The sequence below is a fragment of the Burkholderia sp. IO2 genome (assembly GCF_029522185.1).
Classification (GTDB): domain Bacteria; phylum Pseudomonadota; class Gammaproteobacteria; order Burkholderiales; family Burkholderiaceae; genus Burkholderia; species Burkholderia cenocepacia.
This window is the reverse complement of sequence record NZ_JAKWFH010000108.1, coordinates 1-10283: the sequence shown is the minus strand read 5'-3', so window position 1 is coordinate 10283 and position 10283 is coordinate 1. Positions and strand designations below refer to the sequence as shown.

General features: G+C 68.4%; 6 protein-coding genes. 4 read left to right on the top strand and 2 right to left on the bottom strand.

The window, feature by feature from the left end; genetic code table 11:
* Positions 1–3657, top strand: a 3657-nt coding sequence (locus MMB92_RS34470; RefSeq protein WP_277563249.1) for a DNA translocase FtsK, incomplete at its 5' end; no start/stop codon positions are given.
* Between the two features lie 97 nt (positions 3658–3754).
* Here MMB92_RS34470 and MMB92_RS34465 read toward each other — a convergent pair.
* Positions 3755–4999 (bottom strand): lactonase family protein, encoded by a 1245-nt coding sequence (locus tag MMB92_RS34465; RefSeq protein WP_085964353.1) that lies wholly within the window; start codon positions 4997–4999, stop codon positions 3755–3757.
* 166 nt (positions 5000–5165) lie between these two features.
* On the opposite strand from MMB92_RS34465, the gene MMB92_RS34460 reads away from it, so the two are divergent.
* A complete protein-coding gene (locus MMB92_RS34460; RefSeq protein WP_006486779.1) occupies positions 5166–6995 on the top strand; it encodes a glycoside hydrolase family 15 protein in 1830 nt (609 codons plus the stop codon).
* Positions 6996–7207: 212 nt separating this feature from the next.
* Positions 7208–8698: a polyhydroxyalkanoate depolymerase gene (phaZ, locus tag MMB92_RS34455; RefSeq protein WP_277563248.1), complete on the top strand. Its 1491-nt coding sequence runs from the start codon at positions 7208–7210 to the stop codon at positions 8696–8698.
* Positions 8699–8803: 105 nt separating this feature from the next.
* Here phaZ and MMB92_RS34450 read toward each other — a convergent pair whose 3' ends face one another.
* Entirely contained in the window at positions 8804–9436 is a 633-nt protein-coding gene (locus MMB92_RS34450) for a TetR family transcriptional regulator (RefSeq protein WP_006485466.1), read from the bottom strand.
* A gap of 156 nt (positions 9437–9592) precedes the next feature.
* Between MMB92_RS34450 and rsxB the strand changes: the two genes are divergently transcribed.
* The coding region (rsxB, locus tag MMB92_RS34445; protein ID WP_253633908.1) for an electron transport complex subunit RsxB at positions 9593–10283 on the top strand (691 nt) is incomplete at its 3' end.

Here is a 10283-nt window from a genome sequence, read left to right as displayed (position 1 = left end):
CGTCCGCCGGTGCGCCCGGTCGCGGGCACGGCGGCCACCGGCCAGTCGCCGGACGCCGCACGTCGCCGCCCGGCGCCGCCCGCCCCGGCGCGCGCGCCGCTCTATGCGTGGAACGAGAAGCCGGCCGCGCCGATTACGCCGGCGCCGAGCGTTCACGACACGCTGCGTTCGATCGAGGCCAGCACCGCGCAATGGGCGTCGCTGGGCGGCGCACAGTCGGCCGATGCAACGCACGCGGCGGCCGCGGCCGCCGCCGTGGCCGGCGTCGCCGCGGCAGCAGGCAGCGTGGCCGCGCCGGTATCGGCGGCATCGGCGGTCGCGTCGAACGCGTTCGCCTCCGCGGCACATGACATTGCAGCCCAGGACACCAACGTTCCGGCAGCACACAAAGAACACGATGCCGTGCCCGCGTACGACGATCGCGCGCCGATCGTGCTCGACGCCTTCATGCCGGCCGAATCGCGGATCACGCAGGCGCCGGCTGGCGAGTTGCCGGGCCCTGCGCTCGACGACGCTACATCGCACGCGCTGCCGGAAACCGGCACCGACGATCGCGTGGTTTCGCATCACGCCGACGACGAGATCCGTCACGTCGACGATGTGCCCGCCGCGCCGGCATTCGGGATCGCAGCCGCGCCGTCGTTCGACGCGCCCATCGATCTCGCGCCGTGGGACGACGTTGTCAGCGCGCCGGTTTCCGCCCTCGACGTGTCGACCGAAAACCCGATCGCCGAATCGCTGGCGAATACCGCAGGATCGGAATCCGCTCATTCAGCCTCCACGCAAACAGGCGATGCAGCGGTTCGCGACCTCGGCACCAGCACGCCGGCCGGGTCCGTCGATATCGACGACAAGGACGACGCGCAACCGGCGGCTGCCATCGACCGCACCGCACCGGTCCACGTGCCGCAAGGCGTTGCCGATGCGCACGCCGGTGTAACACCCGTCGAAAGCATCGTTCCGTTCGCTGCGCTGCCCTCTTCGTCGATCGCGCAGACGTCTGCCCGCACGCTTTCCGGGACCGCGTCGACTGCGGCAACGTCCGCACCGGCCGGATCGCAGCCTGCACCGGAAGCTGGCAAGGCAATGGAGGCGGACCCTGCGGCACCGCTGTCGGCCGGCGCTCAACGCGCGACGCCCGCCGCCACACAGTGGACAGCCCCGACGATGCCGTCCGCTGCGGCACCGGCGACCGTCGCTTCGGAAGTGCCGAAATCGCCCGCGGCTCAACCGTTTGCCGCAGCTTCGACGGCTTCGGCCATCGCTGCATCGCCACTGGCCGACACGGCTCATGGCTCGACTGCACAAGCATCCACACCCGCATCGAGCGTCGCCGCCGCTACCGCCGCCATCTCACCCGTTGGCATAACCGGCACCGCGTCCGCTTCGCTGACGCAACCGGCCGCATCGGCACCGCCCGTTACTTCCGCCGCGCCGGCATCGCCGGCCGGTGTTACGGGCATGACTTACGGTTCGCTTTCCGGCGCTTCGACGCCCGCATCGACCGCTGCGCCCGTCGTGACGGCATCGACGACCGGTGCGTCGGGTTCGACGTTCGGTTCGATCGCGCCGACGCCGGACACACCGGCGCCCGCCATCGCGACGCCCGCGGCTTTCACGTCCGCGCCGAACGCTGCACCGTCTTCCGCGCCGGCATCGACGCTTCCCGCCAGCACGGCGACCACGTCGACCGGTACAACGACCACGACCTTCGCTACATCCGGCTCATCCGGCGCAGTCACCCCGCAGCCGCCAATCAGCTTGCCGGTGTCGCCCACCGCGTCCACCACGACGTCGGCGTCCTTCAGCGCGCTCGCTCCGGCCACCACGGCCGCCGCCACTCCGGCCCACCCGCCCGCGGGTGCGCCTTCAGCCGCAGCCGCAACCCAGACGTTCACGACATCGCCCGCCCCTGCCGCTTCGTCGGCAGGCTGGACCATGTCGCATGACGTGACCGCGACGCCGACCGCGGCACCGCCGGCAGCAATCGTCCCCGGCACGAACCTCCCGGCCACGCCGGCAGCCGTCAGTTCGGCGCCGCCGACCGTGATCCCGCCAATCGGCGCACCCGCGGCCCATGCAACCGAGGCCACCGACGCAACCGAACCGCCCCCGGCCGACACCCCCGTCCGTCAGCCGCGCCCGAACGCGTTCGAATTCCACGCACCCGCGTCGTTCAGCGTCGAACTGCCGACGCTCGACCTGCTCGAACCGGCATCCGACGACATCGAAACGATCACCGAGGAACACCTCGCGCAAACCGCGCAGGTGATCGAGCAGCGGCTGCAGGAATTCAAGGTGCCGGTGACGGTGGTCGGTGCATCGGCCGGCCCCGTGATCACGCGCTTCGAGATCGAACCCGCGCTCGGCGTGCGCGGCAGCCAGATCGTCGGCCTGATGAAGGATCTGTCGCGCGGCCTCGGCCTCACGTCGATCCGCGTCGTCGAGACGATTCCCGGCAAGACCTGCATGGGCCTCGAACTGCCGAACGCGAAGCGTCAGATGATCCGCCTGTCGGAAATTCTTGCCGCACGCGAATATCAGCATTCGCCGTCGCAACTGACGATCGCGATGGGCAAGGACATCACCGGCCATCCGGTCGTCACCGACCTCGCGAAGGCGCCGCACATGCTCGTTGCCGGTACAACCGGTTCGGGCAAGTCGGTCGCGATCAACGCGATGATCCTGTCGCTGCTGTACAAGGCGACGCCGGAAGACGTGCGGCTCATCATGATCGACCCGAAGATGCTGGAGTTGTCGGTCTACGAAGGCATCCCGCACCTGCTCGCGCCGGTCGTCACCGACATGAAGCTCGCGGCCAACGCGCTGAACTGGTGCGTCGGCGAAATGGAGAAGCGCTACCGGCTGATGTCGGCCGTCGGCGTGCGCAACCTCGCGGGCTTCAACCAGAAGATCCGCGACGCGGAAGCGAAGGAAAAGAAGATCGGCAACCCGTTCTCGCTGACGCCCGACGATCCGGAGCCGCTGTCGAAGCTGCCGCTGATCGTCGTCGTGATCGACGAGCTGGCCGACCTGATGATGGTGGCCGGCAAGAAGATCGAGGAGCTGATCGCCCGCCTCGCGCAGAAGGCGCGCGCGGCCGGCATCCACCTGATCCTCGCGACCCAGCGGCCGTCCGTCGACGTGATCACGGGCCTCATCAAGGCGAACATCCCGACGCGCGTCGCGTTCCAGGTGTCGTCGAAGATCGACTCGCGCACGATCCTCGACCAGATGGGTGCGGAGTCGCTGCTCGGGATGGGCGACATGCTGTTCCTGCCGCCCGGCACCGGCTATCCGCAGCGCGTGCACGGCGCGTTCGTCGCCGACGAGGAAGTGCACCGGATCGTCGAGTACCTGAAGCAGTTCGGCGAGCCGCAGTACGAGGAAGGCATCCTCGACGGCCCGGCCGCCGACGGCGCGACGCAGGACCTGTTCGGCGACGCGCCGGACGCGGAAGCCGATCCGCTGTACGACGAAGCGGTCGCATTCGTCGTGCGCACGCGGCGCGCGTCGATCTCGTCGGTGCAGCGGCAGTTGCGCATCGGCTACAACCGCGCGGCGCGCCTCGTCGAGCAGATGGAAGCGGCCGGCCTCGTGTCGGCGATGGGCATCAACGGCAGCCGCGAGGTACTCGTGCCGGCCGCGGCCGACTGAAGCCGGCAGGCCGGCGGCCGCGAATCGTCGATCCGGGCGAGCCACACAACCGGCCGCCCCGCACAAAAAGGCGCTGCCTCGGCAGCGCCTTTTGCATTTACTGCACCGGCACCAGCTTGAAGTCGACCGGCTTGCCGACCGCGACCTTCTGCGGATTCGCGCCGAGTTGCCCGGTTTCGACATCGCGGCTGAACACGTAGAACGTGTCGCTGTCCTGGTTGCCGACGATCAGCCACTTGCCGGTCGGATCGATCAGGAATTCGCGCGGCGTCTTGCCGAGGCTCGACTGGCGACCGACGTGCTTCAACCGGCCGTCGGCCTTGTTCACCGCGTAGATCACGAGGTCGTTCGCGTCGCCGCGGTTGCTCGCGTACAGGAAGCGGCCGTCCGGCGACAGGTGGATCGCGCCGCCGCCGACCTTGCCCTTGAAGCCCGGCGCCGTCATCGGCAGCGTCTCGATCGGCGTCAGCTTGCCGTCGTGGTAGCCGAACACCTCGACCGATGCGTTCAGCTCGCTCGTCACGTACGCGAACCGGCCGTCGGCGCTGAACACCATGTGGCGCGGGCCCGAGCCGGCCTTCACCGGCGTGTAGCGCGCCTCGGTCGGGCTGATCAGCCCGCGGCTGCCGTCCACCGTGTAGCGGTAGCCGTAGATCTTGTCCGCGCCGAGATCCTGCACGAACAGGTAGCGGCCGTCCGGCGAAAACACCGTCGAATGCACGTGCGCGCCGTCCTGGCGGCCCTTCACGGGCCCGGTGCCTTCGTGGTGAACCGTCAGCACGGCCTGGCCGACCGCGCCGTCGTCGCGCAGCGGGAACACCGCAAAGCTGCCGCCCGGATCGGCCGCGACCGAGTAGTTGGCCGTCACGAGGTACTTGCCGTCCGGCGACAGCGCGAGATAGCAAGGATCGTTCCCTTCGGACGATACGCGGTCGATGAAGCTCAGCGCGCCCGTCTTCGCGTCGAAGCGGAATGCGCTCACGCCGCCGCGCTGCGTCGCCGGGCCGTTGTCGCCGGGCAGTTCGTTGACCGCGTAGACGGTGCGACCGTCGCGGCTCGGCAACAGATACGACGGATTTTCGGTCTTCGCCGACGATACCGGCGCGACGCCGCCGGTCTTGGTATCGAAGCGGTAAACGTAGATCCCGTCGCTGCCGCCGCCCGTATAGGTGCCGACGAGCAGGTTGTAGACGCCGTCGGCCGGGGCGGACGATTGCTGTGCAAACGCGTGGGTCGCGGACAGGGAAAGCACGATCGCGAAACCTTTCATCCAGTGAGCGAGCCTAAGCGGGAACCCTCGTGTCGAAGCGCGTGCGTCATGCTCGCGTAAACGGTTGGGCATTGAATCCTCCTTGCATCGAGTCGCTTCAAGTGTTGAGATAGGACGAAACGCCGGCCGTTCATGCGCTCCGCCGCCCGGCCGAGTATACGGGGCGCGGCGCCCGGGCGTGAAGTCCGGGCCGCCGACGTCCGCATTGTGAACTCGAATACCCAAGGATCGCCTGCCCATGCCCGCCCTGATCGAAGACTACGCCCTCGTCGGCGATGGCCATACGGCCGCGCTGATCGCAAAAGACGGCTCCGTCGACTGGCTGTGCTGGCCCCGCTTCGATTCGGGCGCCTGCTTCGCGGCGCTGCTCGGCACGCCCGAGCACGGCCGCTGGCTGCTTGCTCCGGCCGCCGACGCCGCGATCACGCACACGACCCGCCGCTATCGCGGCGACACGCTGATTCTCGAAACCGATTACGAAAGCGCGGACGGCGCCGTCACCGTGATCGACTTCATGCCGCCCGGCAACGGCTGGTCCGAGCTGGTGCGGATCGTCGTCGGCCGCCACGGCACGATGAAGATGCGCATGGAGCTCGTGTTGCGCTTCGACTACGGTTTCTCGATTCCGTGGGTCACGCAACTGACCCGCGAGGACGGCATGAAGGCCATCGCCGGGCCCGACACCGTCGTACTGCGCACGCCGGTGCCGCTCACCGGCAAGAACCTCCATACGCTCGCGGAATTCACGGTCGGCGCCGACGAGCGCGTGCCGTTCTCGCTCGGCTACGCGGCTTCGCACATGCGGCTGCCGCCCGCGCGCGATCCGCTGTCGATGCTCGCGCGCACCGAGAACTACTGGCTCGAATGGGCGGGCCGCTGCCAGGTGCAGGGCCGCTACGCGGCCGCCGTGCGCCGCTCGCTGATCACGCTGAAGGCGCTCGCGTACGAGCCGACCGGCGGCATCGTCGCCGCGCCGACCACGTCGCTGCCCGAGAAGATCGGCGGCAACCGCAACTGGGATTACCGCTACTGCTGGCTGCGCGACGCGACGATCACGCTGCTCGCGCTGATGCGCGGCGGCTACTACGACGAGGCGCGCGCCTGGCGCACGTGGCTCGGCCGCGTGATGGCCGGCTCGCCGGAGCAGATCCAGATCATGTACGGGATCGCCGGCGAGCGCCGGCTGCCGGAGATGGAGCTCGACTGGCTGCCCGGCTACCAGGACTCGCTGCCGGTACGCGTCGGCAACGGCGCCGCGAACCAGCTCCAGCTCGACGTGTTCGGCGAGGTGATGGCCGCGCTGCACCTCGCGCGCGTGGGCGGCCTGCAGGCCGACGACACCGTCTGGTCCGTGCAGTGCGCGCTGCTCGACCATCTGGAAAAGATCTGGCAGGAGCCCGACGAAGGGATCTGGGAAACGCGCGGCGGCCGGCGCCATTTCACGTTCTCGAAGGTGATGGCCTGGGTCGCGTTCGACCGTGCGATCAAGTCGGCGGAAATGTTCCGGCTGCCCGGCTCGCTCGACCGCTGGCGCGCGCTGCGCGAGCGGATCCATGCGGACGTCTGCGCCAATGCGTGGCACGAAGGCAAGCAGGCGTTCGCGCAAAGCTACGGCAGCGACGAGCTCGACGCGAGCGTGCTGCTGCTGCCGCAGCTCGGCTTCCTGCCGCCGGAAGACCCGCGCATCGTCGGCACGGTCGACGCAATCGAACGGGAATTGCTGCACGACGGGCTCGTGATGCGCTACCGCACGACCGAATACGACGACGGCCTGCCGCCGGGCGAAGGCACGTTTCTCGCATGCAGCTTCTGGCTGGTCGACAGCTACGCGCTGCTCGGCCGGATCGACGACGCGCATCGGCTCTTCAGCCGCCTGCTCGCGCTGTCGAACGACCTCGGGCTGCTCGCCGAGGAATACGACCCGGTCGCCGGGCGGCTCGTCGGCAACTTCCCGCAGGCGTTCTCGCACGTGGCGCTCGTGCACACCGCGATGAACCTGATGCACCACGAAGACGCGATGGCGCGCGCGGCCGGCCAGCCCGCGCCGGCCGTGGCCACCGGCCGCTGAACGCTGCCGCCGCGGCCTTGGTCAGAGATCGTCAAATCGCAACACTTTGATGAAAACCCGGGGAAATGTTGCATTGCACCACCGATCGTTGTCCGATATGATCGACGCGATTGTCCGGCTGCAATGCAACATGGCCGGTCGCTGACCCACACGGCACGCCGCGACGCCTCACGCCGCCCTTGCGCACCGTCCCCCACGCGGGAGTAGCCTGCATGCTTTACCAACTGCACGAATTCCAGCGGGCCATGCTGAGCCCCCTCACGGCCTGGGCCCAGGCCGCCTCGAAGTCGTTCGCGAATCCGTCCAGTCCGTTCTCGCTGATGCCCGGCGCCCCGCGGATGGCAGCCGCCTATGAGCTGATGTATCGGCTCGGCAAGGATTACGAAAAGCCGGAATTCAACATTCATCAGATCGTCAAGGACGGCCACAACATTCCGATCGTCGAGCAGACGATCATCGAGAAGCCGTTCTGCCGGCTGCTGCGCTTCAAGCGCTATTCGGACGACGCCGACGCCGTCACGCAACTGAAGGACGAGCCGGTCGTGCTGGTCTGCGCGCCGCTGTCGGGCCACCATTCGACGCTGCTGCGCGACACCGTGCGCACGCTGCTGCAGGATCACAAGGTCTACATCACCGACTGGATCGACGCGCGCATGGTGCCCGTCGAGGTCGGCCCGTTCCACCTGCACGACTACATCGCGTACATCCAGGAATTCATCCGCCACATCGGCGCGCGCAACCTGCACGTGATCTCGGTATGTCAGCCGACGGTGCCAGTGCTCGCGGCGATTTCGCTGATGGCGAGCCGCGGCGAGGACACCCCGCTCACGATGACGATGATGGGCGGCCCGATCGATGCGCGCCGCAGCCCGACTTCCGTGAATTCGCTCGCCACGCAGCACTCGACCGCGTGGTTCGAGAACAACGTGATCCACACGGTGCCCGCGAACTATCCGGGCGAAGGCCGCCAGGTGTATCCGGGCTTCCTGCAGCACACGGGCTTCGTCGCGATGAACCCGGAGCGGCACGCGCAATCGCACTGGGATTTCTACCAGAGCCTGCTGCGCGGCGACGAGGACGATGCCGAAGCGCACCGCCGCTTCTACGACGAGTACAACGCGGTGCTCGACATGGCCGCCGAGTATTACCTCGAAACCATTCGCGTCGTGTTCCAGGAATTCCGGCTGGCGGAAGGCACGTGGGACGTCGAAGGCGAGCGCGTGCGGCCGCAGGACATCAAGCACACCGCGCTGATGACGATCGAAGGCGAACTCGACGACATCTCGGGCAGCGGCCAGACCCACGTCGCGCACGAGCTGTGCACGGGCATTCCGCAAGACGATCGCCGCAGCCTGACCGCCGAGAAATGCGGTCACTACGGGATCTTCTCGGGCCGCCGCTGGCGCACGATCATCTATCCGCAACTGCGCGACTTCATCCGCGAGCATGCGCCGGAGCCGAAGAACGGCGCGACGAAGTTGTCCGCCGATGCGCAGGATGCGACCGCGATCGGCGTCGTGCCGGCCGCCAAACCGGAGCCGGAGACGACGGCGCGCGCCACCGCCGCGAAGCGTACGCGCGCGAAGGCGCCGGCCGTGACAGTCGCGCCCGCGAGGACACCCGCCGCAAAGGCCGCGCCCGCCGCGAAACGCGCGTCAAGCAGCCCGCGCGCAAAACCCGTGCGTGCCCGCAAGGCCGCCTGACACGCCGCCCTCCGACGCAAAAACGCCGCCGTTGCTTGCGCACGGCGGCGTTTTTTCATGCGGCGACGACGAGCGGGCGGCTCGCCGGCTCGTCCGTTCGTTGCGTCAGCGCCGCAGCAGATACGCGAGCAGCACCTCGGTGTTCATCCGGACCATCTCCGCGCGTTCGTCGGTGTCGGTGAAGTCGCGGCCGAGCGTCGCGGCGAGCGTGAAGCGGTTCGAGACGATGTAGTAGCCGAGCCCCGACAGCGTCACGTAGAAGCGCAGCGGATCGACGTCGTTGCGAAACAGCCCAGCCTTCTGGCCGCGCATCAGCACGTTGCCGAGCTTCGCGACGATCGGCGACATCATCTCGCGGATCCGCGTCGACTTGTGCAGATAGCGGGCTTCGTGCAGATTCTCGTTGTTGATGAGCCGGAGCAGCTCCGGATGGTCGCGGTAGTAGTCCCAAACGAAATGCGCGAGCCGCGTGACGGCTTCGACCGGCGCGACGCCATCGAGATCGAGCACGCGCTCGGCCTCGGTCAGCGCGGAAAACGCGTGTTCGAGCACCGCCGTGAAGAGCTGCTCCTTGCTGCCGAAGTAGTAATAGAGCATGCGCTCGTTGGTTTCGGCCCGGCGCGCGATCTGATCGACGCGCGCGCCGAACAGCCCTCCATTCGCGAACTCTTCGGCTGCCGCCATCAGGATGCGGCGGCGCGTACCTTCAGGATCTCTTTTGATTTTTGGCTGATTCATGGTGGCGTTTTGCTATGTGAGCCGCTTGATCCGGACCGGCACCCCCACCGCCTCGGCGCCGGCCGCCCTGGAACGGGCGCGCCGCGGACGGCCGCCCTCCTGCTGAGCCCCTGCAAAAAAGCGGTTCGATTATGCGCATAGACGGCGTCCAGCGCAATGCGGGAAATCGGCGATAATCGAGCTTTGGCAAACCTTTCCGGCCGCGCCCGACGCGGCCGAGAGCCATTCGGCGCCGTTGCGCCCGCTGTTACCGTGACCGACTCCAAAACACTCGCGGATCGCATCGAAGATCTGCTGCCCCAGACGCAATGCACGAAGTGCGGCTATAACGGCTGTCGCCCGTACGCCGAGGCGATCGCCGCCGGCGACGCGAACTACAACCAGTGCCCGCCCGGCGGCGCCGAAGGCATCGCGCGCCTCGCGAACCTGCTCGGCAAGCCAGTGATTCCGCTGAACCCGGTCAACGGCACCGAGCATCCGCGCGCGATCGCGTTCATCGACGAAAACCTGTGCATCGGCTGCACGCTGTGCATGCAGGCATGCCCGGTCGACGCGATCGTCGGCGCGCCGAAGCAGATGCACACGATCGTCGCGTCGCTGTGCACGGGCTGCGACCTGTGCGTGCCGCCGTGCCCGGTCGACTGCATCGCGATGCTGCCGGTGACCGGCGATCGCACGGGCTGGGAGGCGTGGTCGCAGGAACAGGCCGACGCCGCGCGCGAACGTCACGACCTGCGCCTCGCACGCCAGCGCCGCGAGCGCGAGGCCGCCGAAGCGCGCGCCGCCGCACGCCGCGCGGCCAGCGCCACGAAGCCGGCCGCGGAGCCCACCGCCGCACAGCCCGGCG

What these genes read in the sequence shown, in the direction of transcription:
- phaZ (WP_277563248.1), top strand. Translation starts at nt 7,208, where the DNA reads ATGCTTTACCAACTGCACGAATTCCAGCGGGCCATGCTGAGCCCCCTC.
- MMB92_RS34450 (WP_006485466.1), bottom strand. Translation starts at nt 9,436, where the DNA reads ATGAATCAGCCAAAAATCAAAAGAGATCCTGAAGGTACGCGCCGCCGC.
- MMB92_RS34465 (WP_085964353.1), bottom strand. Translation starts at nt 4,999, where the DNA reads ATGCCCAACCGTTTACGCGAGCATGACGCACGCGCTTCGACACGAGGG.
- MMB92_RS34460 (WP_006486779.1), top strand. Translation starts at nt 5,166, where the DNA reads ATGCCCGCCCTGATCGAAGACTACGCCCTCGTCGGCGATGGCCATACG.